The organism is Pseudoalteromonas sp. MB47, from assembly GCF_011319765.1.
In the GTDB taxonomy this organism is placed as follows: Bacteria; Pseudomonadota; Gammaproteobacteria; order Enterobacterales; family Alteromonadaceae; genus Pseudoalteromonas; species Pseudoalteromonas simplex.
In genome coordinates this window covers 292,799-317,003 of record NZ_VFBD01000029.1, presented here as the reverse complement: position 1 = coordinate 317,003, position 24,205 = coordinate 292,799, and the positions used below count along the sequence as shown (strand labels likewise).

18 protein-coding genes and 2 rRNA genes are annotated in these 24,205 nt (G+C 41.2%); 7 read left to right on the top strand and 13 right to left on the bottom strand.

Annotated features, from left to right (window positions below):
- Together IMPJCBKJ_RS17695 and rrf are read left to right on the top strand one after the other, a co-directional pair.
- Window positions 1-106 (top strand): 23S ribosomal RNA (locus IMPJCBKJ_RS17695); the annotation flags it as partial.
- A gap of 126 nt (window positions 107-232) precedes the next feature.
- Window positions 233-347, top strand: a 5S ribosomal RNA gene (gene rrf, locus IMPJCBKJ_RS17690).
- Between the two features lie 345 nt (window positions 348-692).
- Here the strand turns inward: rrf and IMPJCBKJ_RS17685 are convergent.
- The 5 genes from IMPJCBKJ_RS17685 to IMPJCBKJ_RS17665 all read right to left on the bottom strand — a co-directional run bounded on the left by IMPJCBKJ_RS17685 (window position 693) and on the right by IMPJCBKJ_RS17665 (window position 6,233).
- Window positions 693-1,409 (bottom strand): hypothetical protein, encoded by a 717-nt coding sequence (locus IMPJCBKJ_RS17685; RefSeq protein WP_166341347.1) that lies wholly within the window; start codon window positions 1,407-1,409, stop codon window positions 693-695.
- A gap of 91 nt (window positions 1,410-1,500) precedes the next feature.
- On the bottom strand, window positions 1,501-2,778 hold the full coding sequence (locus tag IMPJCBKJ_RS17680; protein ID WP_166341345.1) for a LysM peptidoglycan-binding domain-containing protein: 1,278 nt from the start codon (window positions 2,776-2,778) through the stop codon (window positions 1,501-1,503).
- Between the two features lie 118 nt (window positions 2,779-2,896).
- On the bottom strand, window positions 2,897-3,436 hold the full coding sequence (locus IMPJCBKJ_RS17675; protein ID WP_082389218.1) for a hypothetical protein: 540 nt from the start codon (window positions 3,434-3,436) through the stop codon (window positions 2,897-2,899).
- 85 nt (window positions 3,437-3,521) lie between these two features.
- Entirely contained in the window at window positions 3,522-4,826 is a 1,305-nt protein-coding gene (locus IMPJCBKJ_RS17670; protein ID WP_166341343.1) for an ATP-binding protein, read from the bottom strand.
- A 3-nt stretch (window positions 4,827-4,829) separates the two neighbouring features.
- Window positions 4,830-6,233, bottom strand: coding sequence for a sigma-54 dependent transcriptional regulator (locus IMPJCBKJ_RS17665; protein WP_166341341.1), 1,404 nt, complete (start codon window positions 6,231-6,233; stop codon window positions 4,830-4,832).
- Between the two features lie 230 nt (window positions 6,234-6,463).
- Between IMPJCBKJ_RS17665 and IMPJCBKJ_RS17660 the strand changes: the two genes are divergently transcribed.
- Genes IMPJCBKJ_RS17660 through IMPJCBKJ_RS17650 form a run of 3 tightly spaced genes read left to right on the top strand, consistent with a single transcriptional unit; the run spans window position 6,464 to window position 10,828 of the window.
- The gene (locus tag IMPJCBKJ_RS17660) at window positions 6,464-7,717 is read left to right on the top strand and encodes an efflux RND transporter periplasmic adaptor subunit (RefSeq protein WP_138599148.1); all 1,254 of its coding nucleotides are present in this window, start codon (window positions 6,464-6,466) and stop codon (window positions 7,715-7,717) included.
- Between the two features lie 11 nt (window positions 7,718-7,728).
- Window positions 7,729-8,430, top strand: a complete 702-nt coding sequence (locus IMPJCBKJ_RS17655) for an ABC transporter ATP-binding protein (RefSeq protein WP_054552246.1) — start codon at window positions 7,729-7,731, stop codon at window positions 8,428-8,430.
- A gap of 1 nt (window position 8,431) precedes the next feature.
- The gene (locus IMPJCBKJ_RS17650; RefSeq protein WP_166341339.1) at window positions 8,432-10,828 is read left to right on the top strand and encodes an ABC transporter permease; all 2,397 of its coding nucleotides are present in this window, start codon (window positions 8,432-8,434) and stop codon (window positions 10,826-10,828) included.
- Between the two features lie 115 nt (window positions 10,829-10,943).
- On the opposite strand, the gene IMPJCBKJ_RS17645 is transcribed toward IMPJCBKJ_RS17650, so the two are convergent.
- Complete coding sequence (locus tag IMPJCBKJ_RS17645; RefSeq protein WP_166341337.1) at window positions 10,944-11,471, bottom strand: sugar O-acetyltransferase; 528 nt, start codon at window positions 11,469-11,471, stop codon at window positions 10,944-10,946.
- A 154-nt stretch (window positions 11,472-11,625) separates the two neighbouring features.
- Between IMPJCBKJ_RS17645 and IMPJCBKJ_RS17640 the strand changes: the two genes are divergently transcribed.
- Entirely contained in the window at window positions 11,626-12,396 is a 771-nt protein-coding gene (locus IMPJCBKJ_RS17640) for a DeoR family transcriptional regulator (RefSeq protein ID WP_054552250.1), read from the top strand.
- 96 nt (window positions 12,397-12,492) lie between these two features.
- The gene (glmS, locus tag IMPJCBKJ_RS17635; RefSeq protein WP_166341335.1) at window positions 12,493-14,313 is read left to right on the top strand and encodes a glutamine--fructose-6-phosphate transaminase (isomerizing); all 1,821 of its coding nucleotides are present in this window, start codon (window positions 12,493-12,495) and stop codon (window positions 14,311-14,313) included.
- Between the two features lie 146 nt (window positions 14,314-14,459).
- Here the strand turns inward: glmS and IMPJCBKJ_RS17630 are convergent, their stop codons facing one another.
- From IMPJCBKJ_RS17630 to IMPJCBKJ_RS17600, 7 genes are all read right to left on the bottom strand, one after another.
- Complete coding sequence (locus IMPJCBKJ_RS17630) at window positions 14,460-16,202, bottom strand: ATP-binding protein (RefSeq protein ID WP_166341333.1); 1,743 nt, start codon at window positions 16,200-16,202, stop codon at window positions 14,460-14,462.
- A 1-nt stretch (window position 16,203) separates the two neighbouring features.
- Window positions 16,204-17,346 carry an SIR2 family protein gene (locus IMPJCBKJ_RS17625; protein WP_166341331.1) on the bottom strand — a complete coding sequence of 381 codons (1,143 nt, stop codon included), beginning with the start codon at window positions 17,344-17,346 and terminating at the stop codon, window positions 16,204-16,206.
- 79 nt (window positions 17,347-17,425) lie between these two features.
- Entirely contained in the window at window positions 17,426-20,227 is a 2,802-nt protein-coding gene (locus IMPJCBKJ_RS17620) for an SEC-C metal-binding domain-containing protein (RefSeq protein WP_166341329.1), read from the bottom strand.
- Window positions 20,228-20,262: 35 nt separating this feature from the next.
- On the bottom strand, window positions 20,263-22,272 hold the full coding sequence (locus tag IMPJCBKJ_RS17615; protein WP_166341327.1) for a DUF3732 domain-containing protein: 2,010 nt from the start codon (window positions 22,270-22,272) through the stop codon (window positions 20,263-20,265).
- Complete coding sequence (locus tag IMPJCBKJ_RS17610) at window positions 22,269-22,733, bottom strand: three component ABC system middle component (protein ID WP_166341325.1); 465 nt, start codon at window positions 22,731-22,733, stop codon at window positions 22,269-22,271. Before IMPJCBKJ_RS17610 ends, IMPJCBKJ_RS17615 begins: the two co-directional genes overlap by 4 nt.
- Window positions 22,730-23,857, bottom strand: coding sequence for a hypothetical protein (locus tag IMPJCBKJ_RS17605; protein WP_166341323.1), 1,128 nt, complete (start codon window positions 23,855-23,857; stop codon window positions 22,730-22,732). The genes IMPJCBKJ_RS17610 and IMPJCBKJ_RS17605 overlap by 4 nt, the downstream gene beginning before the upstream one ends.
- Before the next feature lie 24 nt (window positions 23,858-23,881).
- A complete protein-coding gene (locus IMPJCBKJ_RS17600) occupies window positions 23,882-24,121 on the bottom strand; it encodes a transcription factor (protein ID WP_166341321.1) in 240 nt (79 codons plus the stop codon).
- Between the last annotated feature and the right edge of the window lie 84 nt (window positions 24,122-24,205).

Genomic DNA, 24,205 nt, shown 5'->3' with positions numbered 1-24,205 from the left:
AAAGTCTCTGAAGGGCCGTTGAAGACTACAACGTTGATAGGCAGGATGTGGAAGTGGTGTGAGCCATTAAGCTAACCTGTACTAATTACCCGTGAGGCTTAACCATACAACGCCAAACGCGTTTTATGACAGCGTAACAGACAGAAGTTAAGTTACTAAAGTAGACATTTACTTGATATCAGAATTCCAGATTTATTAATTTGCTCAGATGAGCGAATTAAAACCAAATTTGCTTGGTGACAATAGCGTTTTGGACCCACCTGACCCCATGCCGAACTCAGTAGTGAAACGAAACAGCGCCGATGATAGTGTAGCAGCTGCTATGTGAAAGTAGGTCATCGCCAGGCTCCAAATAAGAGAAAGCCCGATTCGAAAGAGTCGGGCTTTTTTGCGTTTGTAGCTTTCAGTTAGGTAGGTTGGGTAGAGCGGAGCGAAACCCAACACAATCCATGTGACCCTCTTCATAACCCATGATTAAAAATTCTTAAAATCTCTATTGGTCTAACAGCTTGGCGATCTCTAAACGGCTTATTTCACCTCGCGCTAATTCGTCTTTTATTAATGAGCTTTACCTCTTCATTGTGCATGACGAATTACCACGCTGTTGGGTTTCGCTTCGCTCTACCCAACCTACGGCAGATTTCCAAACTTTACTCTTGCAACTTTCCTCTCGCTAACTTTATTCTCGCAACTCACTTACACTGCTCTATCTCTTTCACATCGCCGCGGCCATCGCTTAGGTAGCATTGTTCTAGCAACGAGCAGTAGCAGATCTCAGTTTTAATATTAAAGCGTTGGTCATTTACCTTGTCCCACTGAGTTGCATTGAAGCCTGTTTTCTTAAAACCAAAAAGATTAAGTTCAGCGCCTGAGGCTAATAATCGGTTATTACTAACGCCGGTATACAACCAACCAAATTTTTCAAAGAAATTGATCTCTGGTGACTCATTTTGCAACTTATTTAATTGCTCTTGGTAAGCATAGATATCAAAGCAGCAGTCCTTTATTACTTCAAATATCTCTGTATAAGACTTTTCATCGTGGAAGAATTTAACGTATTTAATAATGGCTGGGCCTGATCCTGAGTTTTTGATGTAAAAAGTAATTTCTTCAGAATTTTTTTCTTCATTAAAATTCCCCGTCATTACTTCGAGCCATGGCCAGGTTGCGGCTTTTACTTGTCGTTCTGCGGCGCTGGCTTGCAAGTAAGTGGCATAAAAAGAGGCTGCGGAGATAATAATCGCGCAGAGTGCGAGAAATAGGTTTAGCCGCTCGTTGGTAAACCATGCCTTGCGCTGGTTGCTAGCAGGCTGAGTGTTTTGCTGGGTGGTCTTTGTTTGCTCTTCAACGTTGGAGTCTTGCTCTGATTTAACGGTTGAACAGCTTGCGTCCTGTTGCTGATTATCCATAATTTTTAATTGTTGTTTTTATAGACTAATAAAGATACAACTTTAATTGGATAGATAAAAGAGACAGGGAGTAAAACTCCCTGATTTGGTATTAACTATTTGAGATAAACACGGTGAGCTTTTCACCCACTCTTAAGCTATCTCTTGAAAGGTTATTCCATTGTTTGAGTTTAGTGATACTGACTTTGTATTGCTTTGCTATCTTCCAAAGGCTATCGCCAGATTTCACCTTATATTCGATTTGCTGATCAGCCAATTGTGGCAATATCAGTTTTTGACCAATACGGATAGTGTTTGTTTTTAGGTTATTGAAGGTTTTCAGTTGGCTAACTGTTACTTTATAGTTTTTTGCAATCACACTTAAGCTATCACCGCGTTTAACAGTGTAATGTTGCCACTGGCTATAATCATTGCTCTTTTGATTAGCTAATAGAGTTTGATAACTTGCTTGCTGATCTTTGGGAACCACAATATGTGGCGCATCAATCACAGCTGGGTATCGGATAACACCATGGTTTAGCTCTTCTAGCTCTTGCCATTTCGCTTTGTCTGCCAAGATCACGGCCCCAGTTACTGGTAAGGTCGCAATAGCCTGCTCATTCTTAATGGCAGGGAATATCATTTTTTGGTGCTTTAATAATTGTGCTGCGGCCAGTAACTTAGGCACGTATTGTTTGGTTTGCGATGGTAGTTTTAAGCTAAAGAAGTCCGTCGACTTACCTTGTTTTTTATTACGAGCAATTGCCTGTAATACACGCCCTTCACCAATATTGTAGGCAGCAATAGCATGATACCAATCGCCATCAAAGCGTTTATAAAGGTATTCCATAAAATCCAAAGCTGCGCGGGTGCTGTCTACCACATCTTGGCGACCATCATACCAAGGGGTAATTTTTACTTTGAAGTATTTGGCGATTGAGGGGGTGAGTTGCCATAAACCCGATGCATGTTTGTGCGAATAGGCGCTGGCATCAAAATCGCTCTCTATAAGCGGCATTAGAGCGAGTTCTATTGGTAAGTCACGGTTTTCTACTTCTGTGACGATATGATACAAATACGGCGCTGCACGGCGGCTTATTTCTTCCATGTAATTTGGATGAGTAAGGTACCAAGCAATGCGCTTTTGCACATCTGGGTGACTTGAATCGCTAAACTGTAGTTGAATACGAATACGCTGCCATACGTCATCTAGTTCACTTGGTTTGAGCGGTGTCACCGCGTCTACTTGTGCTGTTTTAGCTTCTGCAACCACAGTACCTGGATTGGCTTTGATGGTAGGCTTCTTTTCGGGAAGTGACTCAGGGGCTGTCTGACAGCCTGTTACAATAAGAGAAACAACAACAAGGCCTAAAAATCGATTTAAAAACACGTATTAAAATACTCCGTTAACTTAGGTGCGGGTAAACTAAAGCGCCTAAGCTTAACATAGGGTGAGCTAAAAATGACCATTAGATTAACAGCTCGCTAACTTACTCACCCAATTGAAATTAAAACGAAATACTAACTTGTAACCCAGCATAACCATGGTTTTGTGCTTCCCAATAGCGGCTGTCTATTTCTCGGGCTCTGGCATAGATCTCTATTCTGAATGGCTTTGAGTCCACGCCCATGCCCACACCAACATAGCCATCAATATTATTGTGGTCGTCATCATAGCGGTCTCTGTAGTCGTGGTCATCGCGGTCGTCGTATACAGCAAGCTCAATTAAATCTAAGCCCACTTCGCCATAGACAAAAAAGTCGCTGAAATAACCAAATTTGATGCCGCTATCTAAGGTGAGAAATGTCTCCCGATCACCTTTTTTAGTAAATACTTCTGCTGAGCCCAGTGCCGTTGTAAATGCTGCGCCGAAATTACTGTAGTTATTTTTAGCCATAACTTCGATGCCGGCTGAGGTGATTGAATCAGTACTATTATGCTCTGACTTAACAAACAGGTTCATATTAGGGCTGTCATAAATACCAGCAAAGCTTGTAGCAGGAATGAAGGCAAGTGAAGAAAACAGTGCTAAGGCAAGGTATCGCATATTGGTTAGTCCATTAAACGTTCATGGGTTGATGATACCAAACAGCGCCTTAGCAAATTGTAAGTAAGTGTTCTAACTATGTAAGTTAGCCGAACACGCAGCGAAAGCAGGCTCCTTGCTGGCGTTTGATATAAACCAAATCGCCGCCATGATTGAGCATGATCTGGCGCGATAAACTTAAGCCTATTCCTGAGCCTTGTTGCTTGGTAGTAAAAAATGGCACAAAAATCATCTCAATCACATGATCGCTGATACCTGTACCATTGTCACTGACCTCTAAATACAGTTGCTGATTAGCATTTTGTGCAATGCTTACCTCAATGCTCTTTGCTGACTCTGGACTATTTAACTGCTTAAGGACATCAAGGGCATTGGTAAGCAGGTTTATTATTACTTGTTCAACTTGGCCTCTATCTATCATCACTAACTGTTGGCTTTGCACCGACAAATTCAACGTAATATTAAGCTGCTTAGCTTGTTGAGAGTGCAGAGCGACAACTTGTTTGGCAAGATCGGCCAGAATATGTGGCTGTAAGTGTGGGGCGGGTAAGCTACTAACCTTTTTAAATTGCGCTATAAATTCCCCTAAATGCTCGGTTCGTGATGCGAGTGTTGTTAGGGCGAGTTGCAAGTCTTGTTTATCTTCCTGATCATCAAAACTAAGCTCAGTTGGCAGCAGTGCCGTACAAGTTTGTGCTAAAGAAGAAAGTGGCGTAATCGAATTAGCTATTTCATGAGTCAGTACTTTAGTAAGGCGCTTATAAGCTTGTTGCTCTTTTAATTGCAGCTGATCATGAATCGATTGCAAACTGATCACTTTACGAACTTTACCTTGGATTTCGGCAATACTGATCTGCACAGATAACGTATCGTGCTGCTCACCATTTTGCCATGGCACGGTATTACGGCTATTTTGCTTTGCGTCTTGGACTAGGTTGGCTATTACACCTAAATCATCGATGTGCTTTACAGCTTGTCCAAGTAAACGGCTGACCGCCGGATTGCTTTCAATAATAGTGCCTTGTTCGTCACATACTAATACTGCTAAATCGATATGAATTAATAGCGCTTGTAAGAACTGGGCTTGTTGCTCTGCATTAAAACGCGCAGCCTGAATTTGCTGTTTAACCTGCTCAAATTGCTGCTGCATTGGGTGTTGGTCGCCAAAGCCTAATGTGCTGTCTCCATTTGCTAAAGCGCGAAACACCATATCTGCACGCCTTGTTTGGCGTTTAAATAAATTATAAATTTGCGCGGCACATACCAAATTTAAAATAACTAAAAGTGCCGAAATTGCAGAAAACCCGCTTTGCTCTACTTGCCAAAACAAAGCTATTGATAAACCAATTAGTGCAGCTAATAGGCAGGCTAAGCTAATAAAATTTCGCATCGATTAAAGTCCGTATTTTTCTAAACGACGATACATGGCTCCGCGTGTTAGGCCGAGGGCTTTAGCTGCATGACTCACGTTCCCTTGAAAATGCTTTAAAGCTGCACGAACGGTTCTCTGCTCGATGATTTCGAGATCAAAAGTGTCGTAGTCAGTGGCGCTTGAAGAGAGCTCACTTGTACTAACAGCAGCACTTGGTGAGCTTATCACTGAGCTTATATCGAGCTCTGAGCCTTCTGAGAGGATGACTGCTCGCTCAATTGCATGGGCAAGTTCACGGACATTGCCTGGCCAATGATACTGGCTTAAACGTGTCATATCAGATGCCGCAATCGAGAGCTCACGTTTGTATTTATGTGCAAAGTGCTGCAAGTAGTAGTTACACAGTAATGGAATGTCTTCACTGCGCTCACGCAGAGCTGGCAAACGGATCTCTACGGTATTAACACGGTACAGTAAGTCTTGCCTAAACTTGCCTTCAGTAACTGCTTGTTCGAGGTTTTCATTCGTTGCACAGATCAAACGAATATCAATATCGATGACTTTAGAGCCACCAACCGGTGTTATTTGTCTGTTTTGTAGTGCTGCGAGCAGCTTAACTTGTTGGTTAAGTGGTAAATTACCTAGCTCGTCTAAAAATAAACTACCACCATGGGCCAGCTCAAATCGGCCAATGCGATCTTCTTTCGCGCCAGTAAACGCCCCTTTTTTATGGCCAAATAGTTCGCTTTCAAACAGGCTTTCGGCCAGTGAGCCCATATCTAGACTAATGAAAGGCTGGTTTTGGCGCTGGCTTGCATTGTGGATTGCATGGGCAGTGAGTTCTTTACCTGTGCCACTTTCGCCACTGATCAATATGTTTGCATCTGTGCTGGCTGCTTTGTCGATTACCGAAAAAACCTGCTGCATGGCATCACTTTGGCCTAAAAACTCAAATGGTTGATTGCCGATTGACTGCTGCAAGGCTTGTTTTTGCTTTGTAAGTTTACCAACTTGCTGTTTGTCTTTAGCGTGTGAAAATGCCGCCGCTACAGCACCGAGTAATTGCTCATTTTGCCAAGGCTTGGCAATAAAGTCAGAGGCACCGGCCTTAATTGCTTCGACCGCTAGCTGAATATCGCTGTAGGCCGTCATAAGCAGTACCGCAATGTTAGCGTCTTGGCTCATGATTTTTTTTAGCCAGTAGAATCCTTCTTTGCCACTAATTGAGTCTTGCGTGAAGTTCATATCGAGTAACACAACATCTATAGCCTGATCCGCTTCATGCTGTGCGTTAATGATAGCTTCGATATCAAAGGGGTTATCTGTGGTTTTTACAACCTGATAATGCTGCTTTAAAAGTAATCGTGCGGCGATAAGTACGTCGGGGTTATCATCGACGATAAGAATTGATCCTGCTTGTTTCATAGCTATTTATTATTATTCCTTTATGGGAACACTAAGACTAATTGAAAATAGTAACAGTGTCCATTTATGGACGATATATGGGTTTTGAAGTGTTCTATAAGCGGACACTTAATTATATTCATCTTTATTGGTTTTAATGTAAGTTGTTGTAATTTAATGAAAATAAAAGTTGGCACAAGAGTTGTTTTATCTATAGGTAATTAGCACCTAGATAACTTAAAGGCGTCAACATGGATAAGAAAATTACACGCTCAAATAACAAAGCATTTTTTAAGAAATCAATCATTGCAGCAGCATGTTTAGCTGTTGCGGCAGCAGCTTATGGTTTCACACAAACTGAGCAAACAGGTCGTAGTCAGCAAGTAACCGCGACAAGCTTAACGATTAGCACAGTACAACAAGGTGAATTTGTTGATGCTTTAAGTCTTCGTGGTCAGGTTATGCCTCGCACGACTATTTACCTAGACACCATTGCCGGAGGCCAAGTCGAAGAGCGACTTGTTGAGCAGGGTGAGTTTGTTAAAAAAGGCCAACCACTTGTGCGTTTAAGCAATACCAATTTGCAGCTTGATGTAATGAGCCGTGAAGCACAGGTGACTGAGCAGCTTAACTTTTTACGTAACACGCAAATGAATATGGAAACCAGCCGTTTAAACTTACGCCGTGATTTGCTTGAAATTGATCTTAAAATTACGCATTTATCGCGCCGCTTAAAACAAACTCAGCCGCTAGTGAAAACGGGTGTGTTAGCACAAGAGCAATTATCTGAAATTCAAGAAGACTTAGCGTATTACAAAGCGCGTAAAGAACTAACTCTTGAGCGTCAAAAGCAAGAAAACAGTATTCGTGAAGTTCAGGTAGCTCAGTTAAAAGACAGTGCCGACATGTTAGAGAAAAACCTACAGTTTGCACGTAAGAACCTTGAAAACCTACTCGTAACAGCACCTGCTGATGGTTATTTAAGTGAACTTGATGTGGAAATTGGTGAATCAAAAGGCCGTGGTGCTCGCCTAGGGCAGATTGATATTCCTAATGAATACAAGCTAGTTGTGAGACTAGATGAGTTTTACCTGAGCCAAGTTCAAACAGGTATGCAAGTGCTTATTGAGCATGAACAAGGCGAAATTGCGGCAACAGTTAGCAAAATTGATAGTCGTGTTCAGCAATCACAGTTTCAGGTTGAAGTCGATTTACCCAATGGTACGAGCAACATAAAACGCGGACAAAGCCTTGATGTGCAGCTGATGCTAGGTGATAGCAAAGGCACTGCCTTATTACTTGAACGCGGCGCATTTTTTACCAGCTCAGGAGGTAACTGGGTTTATGTCATGGAAAAAGATGGCAATCGTGCAGTACGAAAAGACATTCGTCTTGGCAAAAAGAATCAAAACTATTATGAAGTGTTAAGTGGCCTAAGCGCCGGAGATCGCGTGATCACCTCTAGCTACAGCAACTTTGATAAAGCACAACAACTACAATTTTAAGGATAAAAACAATGATTAAATTAACTAACTTATCACGCGTGTTCCGTACTCAAGATGTTGAAACAACAGCGCTTAACAACATTAACTTACATGTAAACGAAGGCGAGTTTCTTGCCATTATGGGGCCATCTGGCTGTGGTAAATCAACATTACTCTCTATTTTAGGTATGTTGGATTCGCCATCAGCAGGCAGTTTTGAGTTTTTAGGCGAAGACATCGCAGGGTTTGGTGAAAAACAATTAGCGGCACTTAGAAAAGCGTCGATTGGTTTTGTTTTCCAAAGCTTTAATTTAATTGATGAATTAACAGTATTTGAAAACGTTGAGCTGCCATTACAGTATCAAAATATCTCAAAAAGTGAACGTAAACAGCGAGTAGAAGAAATTTTAAAACGTGTTGCAATCGACCATAGAGCAGATCACTTACCGCAACAGCTATCGGGCGGTCAGCAGCAACGTGTAGCGGTAGCCCGAGCTCTTGTGATTAATCCAAAACTTATCTTAGCGGATGAGCCTACGGGTAACCTTGATTCAAAAAATGGTGATGAAGTCATGGCGATGCTGCGTGAGCTAAATCGCGAAGGTACCACGGTAATTGTGGTTACTCACTCAGAAAAAGAAGGCAATTATGCTGACCGTTTAGTGCGCTTACTTGATGGCCAAGTGATGGTTGATAAAGCTAACCGTGTTCAACAAACAGCAGAGGTGGCATAACATGATTTTAAGTTATTTGATCACCGCGCTGCGTGCGTTTAAAAACCAAAAGCAGCACTTTATTTTAAATGTTCTGGGTTTAAGTGTGGGCTTAGCTGCGGCAATTCTAGTTGCTTTATTTGCAAAAAATGAGCTTTCGTACGATAGCCAACAGCCTCATGCTGAGCGTGTTTATCGCGTTGGCCAGGACTTCTCAAAACTTGGTTTAGCTGTGGTGCCTATTTTTAATTATGTGCAGTCAAAGCAGGCCGAAGATTACAGCCAAGTTGAAGAAGTGTTCGGATTAACTATGGTCGAGCTGACCCGTGAAGCCATGGTGGATGTGAGTTACCGCAACCAAGGCTATAAGTTAAATGCCTTATATGGTGCTACAGCAAATATTGAAAACTTTATTGCTCTGAAAACGCTGGCGGGTGACTTAACAACAGCAATGAGTACACCAGACAGCCTCGCTTTAAGTGAATCAGAAGCACTGCGCATTTTTGGTCGCACCGATGTGATTGGCGAAACACTAACGCATGAACAAGGACAGTACACGGTGCGTGCCGTGTTTGCGGACTTAAAAGACAACACTCACTTTGCCTTTAAAAACCTTGTTTATGTTAAGCATGATCCAAGCAAAATAGACATCAACAGTAGTTATGTTTATATGCGTGTAGCAGAGGGCACCGATACCGATGCATTAGCTAAAACCTTAACAGAGCGCTTTTTTAGCAATTCGATGCTGGAGCAAGTTAGTTTAGAGCTGCATCCATTACTTGATTTGCACCTAACTGCAAAATCACCGTTTGAGATGAAAGCAGGTGGTGCTAAACAAGTGGTCATGATCTGTGTTGGTTTAAGCGTGTTACTTATTCTTATTGCAGGTTTTAACTTTATTAATATGACCGTCGCTCAATCGACGAAACGTGCAAAAGAAGTGGGTGTGCGTAAAGCGCTTGGCGCAAGTAAAGGCCAGTTAGTAACGCAGTTTTTATCTGAATCTGTGTTGGTATCAATGCTTTCAATGGTGATTGCTTGTGCTTTAGTGGAGCTACTTTTACCAAGCTTTAATCAACTAGTAGACCGCGAATTGGTCGTGAATTATGCCTCTGAATTTGGCATTGCAATTATTGTGGTCGCAATTGCTGTGGGCATATTAGCTGGGCTTTATCCTGCATTCTTTATTTCGTCATTCAGTGCAAAACGCGTTTTAAGTGGAGACTTACAACGAGGTAATACTGCAATATGGGTTCGTAAGAGCTTACTAACCTTACAGGCTTCACTAGCAATAGGTTTAATCATTGCCTCTATTACTTTGTTAAAGCAATTAACTTACTTACAAAGCTTACCTTTAGGCTATGAAACGACACAAAGATTGGTTATTTCAGAGCTACCTGTAGGTGAAGTATTCACAAAAGAAAAAAATGCCTTAGTTAACCGTATTAGTGCAATTCAAGGCGTACAGCAAACAACAGTTATTGATACCCGTTTAACTGTTTCAATCAATAATACACTTATGCCAACGTGGCCAAATGGTGAAGCATCTGGCAGCTTAACGCCTGTTGTTGGCGCAAGCTACGATGTTGTAAAAACACTAGGATTAAAACTGGTTGCTGGTCGTGACTTTAGCCGTGAGTTTGCCGGTGACTGGGCAAGCCGTGAAAATGGAGTAACAAGTACGGGTACCATTGTGACTGAATCTGTCGCAAGGCAAGCGGGTTACACTAATATGAGTGACATTATCGGTAAGGTTATTAAAGACTCAGGTCGCGGCATAGATATGCGTGTTGTAGGTGTGGTTGAAGATGTAAAAGTAGGTAATGCTAAAGATGCCAACTCAAATATTATGTTCTTATGTGGCTTTAACTTTTTATCACCAGTATCAGAACTAATTTTAACGATTGATCAGCAAAACTTGCCTTATATTAAAGCTCAGATCGCTGAAGTATTAGCAAGCTCAGCCAATATCTATGAGCCAAAAATCAACTTACTCGCAGACAACTACAAAACTCTGTTAAAAGGTGATGAGCGAATTTCGAATGTCGTTTTAATTTTTACCGGTCTTGCTGTGTTCTTAACTTGTTTAGGTACCTTTGGTTTGGCTTCGTTTGCAACAGTGCGTCGTCAAAAAGAAGTGGCCGTTCGAAAAGTGCTAGGTGCATCACGCATCAGTATCGTAAATATCATTGCTAAAGAGTTCTTAGTGCTGGTGGCGGTAAGTATTGCTATTGCGTATCCAGTGACTTACTTGTTAGTTGGTGATTGGTTAGCAAACTTTAATGACCGCATTGAACAAGCTGTATGGGTGTATTTAGTTGCCGCCGTTGCTGTAGCCACTATTACCTGGGTTACCGTTGCAAGTTTAGCCTTTAAGGCCGCAAGCACCAGACCATCGCTTATCTTACGATATGAATAACAGTTAACTAACTCCCAACTATAAGCCCAGCAATACAGCTGGGCTTTTTATTTTTTAAATGAGTCGCTATAAATGACGACCTACGTAGGACGTGCTTTAGCGCGTAAATATAGGTTTAAAGGTCTTTGACCTTCACCGCAGGGTTACCCGCTACTAAAGTATTTGCTGCGACATCTTTGGTAACTATTGCCCCTGCGCCAATCACGGCATTATCAGCAACTTTAATACCTGCAAGTATAATAGCACCTGCACCAATCCATACATTGTTGCCAATGCTAATCGGCGCTGCAAAATTAGCTTTTGCTAAACGCTCGGTTGGGTTTACTGCATGCGATACCGCGAGTATTTGCACATTAGGGCCTATTAAGCAGTCATCACCTATCGTAATTTGCGTATCAGTTAGCGGTGCATCGAGCATAGTACAGTTAATATTTATGAAGGTTCGATCACCTATTTTAATACCACTACCGTAATCACAATGAAAACCCGCTTCTATAACAACCTGCTCTCCACAGTGAGCGAACATGCCTTTTAGTCGTTTTAAATTGCCTTTACTCGGGCTTTTTGCAAATAAACGGCAAATTTCATGGGCATTTTTTCGTTGTTCGAGTAAGGACTTGTCGAGGCTATTAAACTCTTTCATGGGGCATTTTCATGGTTATATTTGCTAATAGCTTAGCGTGTTGGTGATGAAGATCAAAATAAAGCTGTGTAGGTTAACGATCATTCACTTGCCATTTATATTGTTTCGTTTAAAATCTCAAAACTTTCGAAACGAAACTTATGTAATTCACTTTATGACAAAACGAAACACTCAACAACGTCGCCATACTATCTTAAGCCAAGTGAATGAACTTGGTGAAGTTGCTGTTGAAGCGTTAGCAGAGCAGTTTCAAACTTCTGAAGTGACGATACGTAAAGATCTGACAGCCCTTGAAAAAAGTGGCTTATTACTACGCCGTTACGGTGGCGCTATTGCACTGCCGCAAGAAATCGTTGCAAATAGCAACGAGAAAAGCGACTCGCTTCGCAAAATGGCAATCGCACAGGCGGCTGCAAAGCTTATTAAAGATCATAACCGCATCATCATTGATAGCGGTCGCACTACAGCAGCGATGATCCCTGAGCTTGCTAGTAAACGCGGTTTAGTGGTGATGACAAATGCTATAAATGTCGCTAACCGACTGCTTTCATTAGAAAATGAGCCAACACTTTTGATGACCGGCGGAACTTGGGATCCACATTCAGAATCGTTTCAGGGCCAAGTTGCAGAGAATGTTCTACGCTCTTACGACTTTGACCAACTTTTTATTGGTGCCGATGGCATTGATATTGATAGAGGTACTACAACCTTCAATGAGTTAGTGGGGCTTAGCCAAGTGATGGCTGAAGCAGCCCGTGAAGTAGTGGTGCTGGTAGAGTCAGAAAAAATTGGCCGAAGAATACCGAATTTAGAACTGCCTTGGCAGCGTGTTACCACTGTTATTACAGACAACAATCTAAGCGCAGATAAGCGCGAGGCGATAACAGCATGTGGTGTACAGCTGATCTGTGCAGAAATTGAATAACCCGTAATAAGACCGACAACACCTTATTACGCATCATTTTATGACAACACATCTCGCCCAAAGTAAAACACTTTGGCATGTGCAAAAGGAGAGATTATGTGTGGAATCGTAGGGGCTGTTGCAGAACGCCCAGTAAATAAAATTCTTGTTGAAGGCCTAAAGCGCCTTGAATACCGTGGCTATGACTCGGCAGGTGTGGCTTTACTTAAAGGTACTGAGCTTAACACTGTAAAAGCAGTAGGTAAGGTTGCTAACCTTGAAGCGGCACTGAATGAAGCCGCTGTTAAAGGCACTACCGGTATCGCACATACGCGCTGGGCTACCCATGGTGGCGTAACTGAAGCGAATGCTCATCCACATGTTTCGAATAGCGAAATTGCTCTTGTTCATAACGGTATTATCGAAAATCATGCCAGCCTACGCGATGCGCTTAAAGGCGACGGTTATGAGTTTTTATCAGAAACAGACACTGAAGTTATGGTGCACCTTATTCATCAACTTCGCCAACAGCACGATACGCTTTTAGCAGCAGTACAAGCTGCAGTTAAGCAGTTTGAAGGTGCATTTGGTACGGTTGTTTTTGATAAAGCGAACGATAACGAAATCATCGTAGCGCGTTCAGGTAGCCCACTGGTGATTGGTTTAGGTCTTGGCGAAAACTTTATTGCCTCTGACCAGTTAGCTTTATTACCTGTTACTCGTACCTTTATTTACCTTGAAGAAGGTGATGTGGCTCGTATTACCCGTGACAGTGTTGAAATCTTTGATGCAAATGGTGATGCAGTTGAGCGCGAAGTGATTGAATCAAACATTACGCAAGATGCATCAGGTAAAGGCGAATATCGTCACTACATGCTGAAAGAAATTTACGAGCAGCCGCTTGCTGTACGTAACACCCTTGATGGCCGTTTAGTTAATGACACTGTAGCGATTGATGCCTTTGGCGAAAGTGCTCAGCAAATCTTTAAAGACGTAAAACACGTGCAAATTATTGCCTGTGGTACTTCATACCACTCAGGTATGGTTGCTCGTTACTGGCTTGAACAGTTCGCAGGCGTGAGCTGTAACGTTGAGATTGCTTCTGAGTTCCGTTACCGCGAATCATTTGTACATGAAAACAGTTTACTTGTGACCATTTCACAGTCTGGTGAAACAGCTGATACGCTTGCTGCACTGCGTCTTGCAAAACAGCAAGGTTACATGGCATCAATGACCATTTGTAACGTACCAGGTTCATCATTAGTACGTGAATCAGATTTAGCCTTTATGACTAAAGCCGGTGCTGAAATTGGTGTTGCATCAACGAAAGCCTTCACCACACAACTTGTTGGCTTATTAATGCTAACGGCTTCGATTGCCCAAGAAAAAGGCCTAGAGCAAGGTGCGATTGTAAATGCAATTAAAACACTTCCTAACAAGTTAGAAGAAGCACTACTACTTGCAGAAGGTATTGAAGATTTAGCTGAAGAGTTTGCTGATAAGCACCATTCACTATTCTTAGGTCGTGGTTCACAATACCCAATCGCGATGGAAGGTGCGCTTAAGCTGAAAGAGATTTCATACATTCATGCTGAAGCATACGCAGCAGGTGAGCTTAAGCATGGTCCTCTTGCGTTGATTGATGCTGACATGCCAATCATTGTTGTGGCGCCAAACAATGAACTACTTGAAAAGCTTAAATCAAACGTAGAAGAAGTACGTGCCCGTGGCGGTATTATCTATGTATTCGCAGACAAAGACTCAGCGTTTGAATCTGACGAAACAATGCGTGTAATCAACGTAAACCATGTAGATGACGTGATTGCTCCAGTTGTATATACAATTCCGTTACAGCTGCTTTCATACTATGTTGCGGTTATTAAAGGCACCGACGTAGACCAACCTCGAAACCTAGCAAAATCGGTAACGGTTGAGTAAGTTAAGAGTTTTATTTTTATTAAGTGTCACATCCAAACTAAGTTGGAAAGTTATAAACAAGGATGGAAAGTGACAAACAAAGTTGGAAAGTAGACTTTAATAAAAAGCAGGCTTTAAATTGCAGGCCTGCTTTTTAACAATCAAATCTATTTATTCTGATAACGCCACTTTGTAACTACATCACCTATTTGCTCGATTGTCATAGCCTGTTGCTGCCAACCTTTATCGAAATCAACATCGTTTGAGCGAGGTAATTGGTCATCTGATAAGCTGCGAATCATCACTCTGGTAGGTAATGTTGCTGCTTGACCAACAAAGATAGCTTCCTGACGCCTTAAGCCCGAAAGCATTTTAGTTAAGCCAGACATCGAATCTGGTAATACACTACGAACATGCTCGCGGTCGGCATCATTGGTTATTCGCAGTACAATCCATGAATTGCATTGCGACAACACTGTTGCTTCAACTTCACTCGGTCTTTGCGAAACTAATAACAGGCCAACGCCATACTTACGGCCTTCCTTTGCAATTCGACGAATTGCAGACTGCGCTGCTTCATACTGTGCCTCACCACGATTCGGCACGTATCGGTGTGCCTCTTCACACACCAAAAGTACTGGGCTATTTTGTCGCTCAGCCTCGGTTTGCCAGACTTTAAGTTGAAACACTATTCTCGCGATTGCTGCACTAGCTACCCCAGCTACTTCATTAGGTACACCAGATAAGTCAACAATCTGCACAGTAGTTTGCTGTGTTAAAAATTGATTGACGATTGTTGGTAATGGATCTTCAGTTCCATCCCAACTTTCCATCATGAATTTGAGTCGACCATCTTTTAGCAATGAATCTATCTTTCGAATAACTCGACTAAAATCCTCATGCTGCTTTTTATCTTTGTTTTCTGGTCGCTGCGCGTTGATGGCACCGATTAATCCTTCTTCGTAGCGTGCTCCATCTTTGAATCCGAAATGATCTAAACCTTCTGCACTTCCAATAATGTAAGGGATCGGCGAGTCAACCGTTAGCTGATTATTATCAAGCCCAAGCTGTCCAGCTGCTGCCTCACGAACCGCTATTAGGGCATTTTTAACAATATTTGACTGTGATGTTGCTGCAAACTCTGTCTTGCCGATAAACAAGCTCAATGACTCTTCTAAATCGAGTAACCAATACGGTAGTTTTAGTGAACCTTCATCGGTCGATAAACGTTGGTGTGCTGGAAACGCCTTACCATATTCATTATGTGGGTCGAGGATAATAATTTGTGGATGCCAGTGCTCATGATTGGCGATCTGACCACGTTCGAGAATACTATGAATCACTGCCGCAACAGTGCCTGATTTACCGGCACCGGTGGAGCCTAGGATGGCAGTATGCTTACCTAGTAACTCATTCAACTCAGCGTAACAAGGTGCACCACCTGAACCAACATGCTCACCAAGTTGAATAACGGCACCTTTGGCGTCACCGTAAATATACCTAAGTTCTGATTTTGGTGTCAGATAAATGGTTTGCTGCGGCAGAGGGTAAGTTGCTACACCACGTTCAAACTCAAGAGAAAAATCACCTTCTCCCTTTCTACGCCATTCCCCTTCACCAAACAAATCAGCTTCTATTATGCGCTCATCTGAAGACACTACAGGCAAGCCCTTTTCTACCTGGTAGTCAGCTTTCATACGTAATCGGCTGACTAACCCATAAATAGAGCGGCGGCCAAAATGAACTTTGATGATTGAGCCAAACTGCCCAATTGGATAGTTTTCACCAGCATATACTCGGGACAAGTCTGAAATCGTAGGGTCGAGCTCTGCGATAATACGCGAACCATCTACCTCAATTATTTTACCGATAGAGAGATTCTCAATGGGTTTTATGTATTTGTTATCCATATCAAATACCTCCTTCAAGGATCTGGGTTAGGTTTTCAAACTTCCACCATGCAATGCTATTTTCTGAGGTTGCCTTGTGATCTGCGTGATAAAAACCTTTATCGGCAAAAATAAGTACTTGTTCATTGATTGAGCTGTCTTCATACCAAGCTTTCAGCACGCCACTAGGCTCGGCATCACTGGTAAACGCGATCACGGTTAAATTGCCATTTGAAGCTCTTAAACCACGCTCAATTTCAAGGTTAATATGTGCATCTCCAAAACTATACCCGGTGATCAACAAAACCCGTTGGCTACCACCTTGTGGGTTTAAAACCGCCCTCGCTCTGTGCATTAAGTTTGCATAGGGATCGAGTTGTGTTTCACGGTATTTAGTCGATGCGGGCCAAATCATAATCTTCGCAGCTTGATCTTGGCTACGCTTCAAATGCGGAGCAATACGCAATGGTGTTGATGAAGAAGTATGTTCAGCCCAATTGATGGAGCCATGAAGCTTAAATACTCTGGCATCTAGATTGTTCTGTTCAAATGTCGAAGGGTTCCACCAACCGGAGACACCGCCTTCCAAACCATCGGCATATCTCAATTGCGCTAGTGCGAGTGAGTCTTCAATTAACGTGTCATAGTTCATAACCAGATAATCGATGGTGCTCGACTGGTTGTCCTTCCCTGGTCGCATTGGCCGATGCAGTGCCTGAACAAAACGTTCATGTACAGCAGAATCCACTTCAACATTAATCACTTCAAAAATGGCAATTTTTATCTCGTTGATCGCTTGCAATAGCTTATCGTTGCTGAATTCAGTATCGCCAATCAATACACTATTAGCGGTTACATTGCGATTTGCCCGACGAGCCGTGATAGCAAGCCAATCGACGAGTTCGCTTAAGTAATCTTCAATGTGCGATGCTGGGCTGGCACCTTCAAAAGAAGTTTGTATAGAAGTAAGTATCTGCTTTGAATCATCAGAGAGCTTGTCACTTATTAATGCTCTTTCTGTTAGCTGGTTTGTTAATGGAAGCCCAGCGCAAACACTCGCCCCCGCACCAAACAGAACCGCTTTTGAGTGTGAGAGCAGCTCTTCGAGTTTGTTGATTGCTTCCCTGAACTCTTTTTGTTCAAAAATAGTGGTATCGAATACCATATCTCCCTCCCTTGAACTCGCATTTTAGATGCGGAGTCGAAAATTATTATTCTGTAAATAGGCCACATAAACATTCATATTAAATTACACCATGACACTTTTTATACTTTAAGCCAGAGCCGCAAGGGCATTGTTCGTTTATTCCAACTTTACCAAATGACTTTTTGTTTTCTTCCAGTTGTGTGATTTGGGCTAGATGTGAAATCAAGTCAGTCTGGTTTTCGATTTCGGTGCGCTGTTCGCGGCTTAACCCCTGGATATATGGATTCAGATTTCTAATTTCTGAAGCTGCATCATTATGTAATCCGCAATAAGCGAGAATGACAGCATATTGGCTTCTCACCTGCACCATCCTGTTTATCAAACCCGCTTGATTTATAACAGGTAAAACATGTTGCTCAATTACCTCTTTAGCTCCTTCATAATCATTCATTGCAACAAATTCATCAGCCAAATCTTGTCCGACTCGAACCATGGAGTCTGGAGACATTGCCATATTAAAGAATTTCATAGCATGAATACGTGTAAATGGGGTATTTTCATCAAGCTCATCTAAAATTAGGGCATAAAGCTCCAATACATCTGCTAAGTGTTTGATATGATCTTGTACATTTTCAGGTCTATTGATAATTTCCCATAACACATCTGGATTTTTGCCAAGAACGTCTTTAGGGGTAATGCCCAAAATATCATAATACACCCCAACGACTTGTTGACATATTTGCTTGGCTTTTCTGTATTTTTTGAGCTTCCACAACGAAATAGCATAGTTATAGGTAAATATTCGTTTGTACTCAGCATCAGGAAGTTTCGTTGAATACTCTTCTTTCAGCCGCTCAACCTCTTGACCCTTACTATTTTCGGCTGCAAGTAATATTTTTTTCATGCCAAAAGCTACTTGCTCACGATAACTAAAACCATTTTGTGCAATCAGATGTTCCATCGCTTCAAGCCTTGGTTGAGCGTCTTGAAATTGACCTTCTCTAAAAGCAGAGAACACTAATCCATCCAGAGCCCAAAACTTATGTTCTGCCTCCAAAGCATCGGAGTTCAGAGCTAATTCTATACTTGCCATAATATCTGTATTGATACCCAGCTCATAAAACAACTCTTCACCTGAGATTGAGATAAGTGCCATAACGTCATTTAGTTTAATAAAAATCTGGATCAGCAATGCAATTCTAGAAGTGTCACGATCTTTATGTAAACTTGAGATAATAAGATCTTTTAATGTGATTAAACTTGTTTGTATCACTTCCTCATCTAAAAGGTTTAAATGAATTAATCCCAGAGCTCTAAGAGCGTCATGTACTTTCAGCGTTTTATTCCCAAATGCCTCAACTGCTCCTGTTGCTCTCATTTTCCTAAGATATATAACAGCTTTATTTGTTGATATATTTAGTGACTGACTTAGTAATGTAGCTATTTCATCCTGGCTTAATCCGACGTCAGCCAAGCTAAATATTGCAAATGAATCTTGAATAACTTTATCTAAGCCTTGATAAATCCGTGAGAGAATAATTTCTTGTGCAGTTTCTGTACTGCATTTTTGATTTGTTAAGTCAGCACACAGCTCATCAATATTGTTTCCGTATTCTTTAGTAGCTAAATTTGCAGCGCTTTGAACATAAAGTGGCAGGCCTCCAGTATAGTTTTTTAAATTTTCAAAACCTTGAGGAGTACCGTATCCTCCCAGTACATTAACTACAGCTGCAATAGAATCAATATCCCAGCCCTTAAGTGTTTCTCGATGTATACCTAAGAGAGATTCTAATTCTCTAACGCTCTCATTTGGCTGACACAGGAGTACAAAGTGAATCGACTTAGTTGAGTTTAATAAATTTCTGATAGTTTCAGCAGGGATACGGTGTGAGTTATCTAAAACGAGAAGGATATTGATCCCTTGCTGTGTAATATATGTGTCAAAGGTTCTTAAAGCATCGTAGCCACTCACACCGGGAAGAAATATTTTTCTAAACCCATCATTGTCTGAGCCTGCGAATTTAGCAGCAAGTTCACGTACTAAAGTGCTCGCGAGTGCAGGTGCAGGTATATCGCCAGTGTCATAGTAAGCACAAAGCTGTGAGCTATGGAGAGCTGCTTGTGCTGCCCACGCAGTTTTTCCGGAACCGGATAAACCACAAATAATACGTATTCGTTCATTGGATATGAGAGTTGGCTCACACATTTGAGCCACGTAATTTTCTGGCGGCTCAGGGAAGTCTTGTAATTGAATCAGTAATTGCTCAAATAACTTAGGTAAGTTCCTAGTTTGAAATACATGTGACATGTCCTGCGAATCGCCTGTGGCTGCTAGCTGCACAAGTCCCGCCAATTTCCAGATAAGTGAGTCAGGTGACAACAATGAAAACTTCAATTTTTGGGCTTGCGTAGTGCACCACTTTGCAGCTTCAGAGAGTGACTCCCATGCTGGTGGAAGAGCAGGATCGCAACCAGAAGGCGCTTTTGGTGAGATAAATTTAATATCACCAGGAAATAGTTTGTTATTGATGTTTTTCTGGAGTTGCGGACTAGGCTCTTGATTAGCTATCAATACAAATAAAGCTTCTCCTTTTCTATTTCCATCAGTGTGCTCCTTACGTAGTATGTCAAAGCGTTCTATAGCCCCTTTGACATCGCTAGGAATTATCGGTTTAGAACGAGTTTTTACTTGTATGTATATTCGTTTTTTTTTACTAAAAAGCTCTATGTCTTCATCTAATTCAACTATTGTTGACTCTATGTTTGCTTCTTGAGCTAATAATAAACAACCAACAGTATATAAATGTTGATACAAGAAACCTCTATGTACAGCCTCTATTCGAGTTAGCTGAGCTTCATCAAGAACATCGAACGAGTATTCACTTTTTTTATCATGCATATGAACTATATTTCCGATCTAAAGTAATGAAACTGTTAACTGACAGGGTCTATTAAGCCTCTTTTACGCCAACGGTTTCCGTTGACTAAGGACTCAAATTTAACCCCATTTGATAGCTCTAAATTGTCCGCATGATCGGTAACAATGATTTGTGGGCTAAAGCCATTGCTTGATTCAAGTTCATTACAATAGATAGATAGCTGACTAAAAAGGTTCTCAACCGCTTTAATATCTTCATCAACGGGACGCTCCTTCTCTGTTCTTTGCTTGGCTTCCGTGCTTTTTTGCTCATCAAAGGTATCAGCGTTATCACGTGTGAAATTAGGAAAGTAAACTTGGGTTGGCTGATCTAGGAATAATAAAGAAGGTATCGCACACTTGCTTCCTAATTCAGCAAAATATTTATGTAATGCTAAAAATAACGTTACATGGCAGTAAAGCCAGTTTGCACCACTGCCCATTGAGCGCAGGTAAATCTTTTCACCTTCAGGCGTTAAATGATAAAGGTCAAAAGTCTCAAATGAGAAATGGAGGTTAATTGGCTTATAGCTTGTCTCAAACTCAAAATGACTGCCAATATCAGTCATATATTTGTTTACCTTTATGGAAGCATTTTTTAATCCCTTTTCTACATCATATTCTTTTAGACTTCCGTTGATTTTCTTTAATTGCTTTTGTAGTTCTTTCAAGCTCTTGTCTACATCAGAATCGTCAGCCATGTTTAACGAGTCTAAAAGAGCGAAAAGTTTCGCTTTATGCATAATGATATTTTCATAAAGGCTTTTGTTTTTAGCTATTTTTTCTTCTGTGGCTTCAATATCTTCAATTTGTTTACTTAAGCCCATCAATTCGTTGTTTAAATGCTCGGTATCACGCTGAATAGTCACTAGTGATGACTCGAACTTTGCTTTCATAGGACGAGCTTGAGCAAGGTTGCCAGACACTTTTGTGATAGCTTGCTGTAGCTTTTCTGCACTTTGTTGTAGCGTGTCTTTTTCAGTTTTGCAAAATGGACACACAGCAGCTGAAATATGAACGTGTGTCGGTGTACTAAACTGCTTTACGTTATTAGAGAAACGTTCTTCTTCTCCTATATGTTTGTTAATTGAAGCTGTTTGACGTTGTAATCTTCTTAACTGAGACGTCTTCTGGGTGCGCTCTAGTTTTAATTGATTATACCGTCGAGTAATAGCATCGGAATTGTGCTTGATCTTTTCAGGCACTATTATTTCATCAAGTTCATCTTTCGCATTTTGCGGGTGGCGAAGTACTTTTTCCAATGAAAGCGGTTCTTCTTCAAATCCCATCAGAGCATACAGTTGACTCAACTCTGGGCCTACTTTTTGTTTGTAGCTGTCTACTGCGCGTTTGCTTGTTTCTTTGCTTCGCTCTAAACGCCTAACTTCTGCGGTTAAGCGCTCTTTCTCTTGTGATAGATGAAAGAACTTCTGGTCTACTAGCCCTAAAAATATCTTAGTATGCTCAATAGCCTGATCGCGCTTTTCCTTTTCGTCGAATCGATAAAATAGCGCATGTTTATTGGCAACCAAGTTTTGATGTTGCAACATGAACGAAGAGAAACTTCGTATCGATGGTGTAGGCGCTTTACGTCCTCCCCTGTAAGCTTTTGCAACCAGAGATTCATCAACATCATCGATGTCTACGAAAAAGTCTCTTAAATGCTTTTTAAACTCAGGCAGTGGTCGGAAATAACTGCCATTAAAGTATTCCCGATCAACCTCGGCGGTATCGAAAGTGTCAATACGACGAAAAAACGCTCTTGAAGCAATATCAGGATCGCGCGCAATCAATATATTTTGTGCGTTTACAGCAAGCGCAACATAGTAAATCGAAGCACTATTTGTAATCACCCCTTTGGGAATGGTGTTCTCATCGCTACCAAAGCAATAATCAAATATTTCAATCAAGGCACTTTTACCGGTTGATGACTTTCCGGTTACAACATTTAGCCCTGCTTGAAAATTAACAGGATGTTTGACTCCTTGTTTATCAATTACACCAATTTCATGAATAAGGGTTTTCATCGCGGTTTCACTCCTAAAAACGCATAAATTTCGACCACTGAGTGACCGCTAAATAATTGACCTAGTTTTTCTGCACATTTTTGTTGGGTAAATACTGAATTAGAACTGTCACTTTTACTTAAAGACAAATTATTTTCATCGACAGATAGCCAGTCGTTTATTAAGCAATATTGAATGCATTGCTCTGTTAAGTTTTGAAACCCATCAATTCGTTCTTGAAGGTCATAAAGTTTTTTCCGATCATCAAACACAGACCAAATTGAACTTCGTTTTTTATTGCCAAATACGGCCCCAGAAATTTTCTTACTAAAAACAGGATGACTACACAACGGGATCACTAACTGAGCAAGCAATAAATTATTTTCTGACTCATCCAAATGTTTATAAAACGAGGCCACAAATGGACCATAATCAAATGGGTTGTACTTTAATTCGTATAAGGCATCGACAATGCTACTCATGGCTCAACCTTCCATTTCAAGTCTCTCTCATCATCATCCATAGCATCATGCAGTAGGCCATTTTTATACTCAATCGGCGGAAGATCGTTGCCCATATTTAGTGGCTGTTCTTGCATGATCTTGTTGTACAGCAACTTTGAACTTTTAATTTCATCAGTTGCTTCAAGTTGAGCACTTGAATGTGCCAGCTTATATTTTTTTACCAATTGGTTCTGATAGGTTACCGTTTTATCTCTATATAATGGATATTCATCTAACTGTTCTAGAAGGGAGTTTTGCAGTTCCAGCCAGTTACCTACGGCATCAGGGATCACTTCATGATGTTCTATTTCAGTTATTTTTTGGACAAACAGCCGTTCTTGATGATGTTCAATTTCGATATCTGATGCTTCATACCCTGAAAATAACGGAAAAGTGAATTCCTTCTTACAAAGAAGAGCTGTTAATTCTTCACATTTCGCTGCGAAATCCTGTTGAGTAATGCACCATGATTGCTGCGTAGCCTGCGCATATACAAAGCCAACTAAGCCCTGAAGGTAACTACTTAAGTTATTCTTGGGAATGCCAACAGGTTTAGCTGTAATATTCTTTTCTAAATTTTGTGCGTTATCAGCCTCGGTAAATAAAGTTACTTTACTTAGTACATTTTTTAACAAATCATCATCGGTATCCATCACAGATTTTTGCATCTTGATTATTTCAGATGGCCTTTTAGTGTTAAGTTGCTCATCAGTGCGTTCGGCGAATATGCTTGTTAGTACAGCTAAACGTTGCTCGACAGTTTGTGTGTTCCAGTTGTGTAAACGTGTAGTAGTGCCAAAAGCCTGGGTGGTATGTAACACCAAAGCTCCATATTGAGCATGACAAAACTCTGGTGCTAACCAATTTTTGAGTGTTTTCCAGAGGTTTTCATGATGGTCCGTAAGTGGCGCAGAATAGTCTTTCACTTCCGTTTGGGTTGAAGTTAAAACATCTGGCGACATTAGGCTTACATCACCGTCTTTTTCGAACCATACGGATTGGCCTTCTTCCAAAGCAAAGCACTTATCTAAGCCAATCAGTACTTGGTAATGAAAGGCTAAGGCAGTTGTTAAAGCTGCATTTTTTGGAGGGCTATCACTCATTATCGCTCCCTGAATTTCTCATCCCTAAATAAGCCTGGTATCAAGGCCTGCGGCCTTAAGTCTTGTGGTTAAATTTCGCATTTTACTGAATTCTGTGCCCAGGCTTTGCTTTAACCCCAGTTCTTCACAAAACTCTTTAGCCGTAATGTGCTTTAACTCATCAGCAAACTTGATCATTTGCAGGTGTAACTCAGCCGTATACTGATTACGAGGTGCATTAGACAAAGCTAGTTTTATTTGCTCAAAAATCGCTTTATTAGACATTAGTAAGGATTAGATTTTAACCGTTTAGCTAAATTAGCTAATTTAGCAATGATATGCAAAGACTATCGTTAGAGGATCTCACAA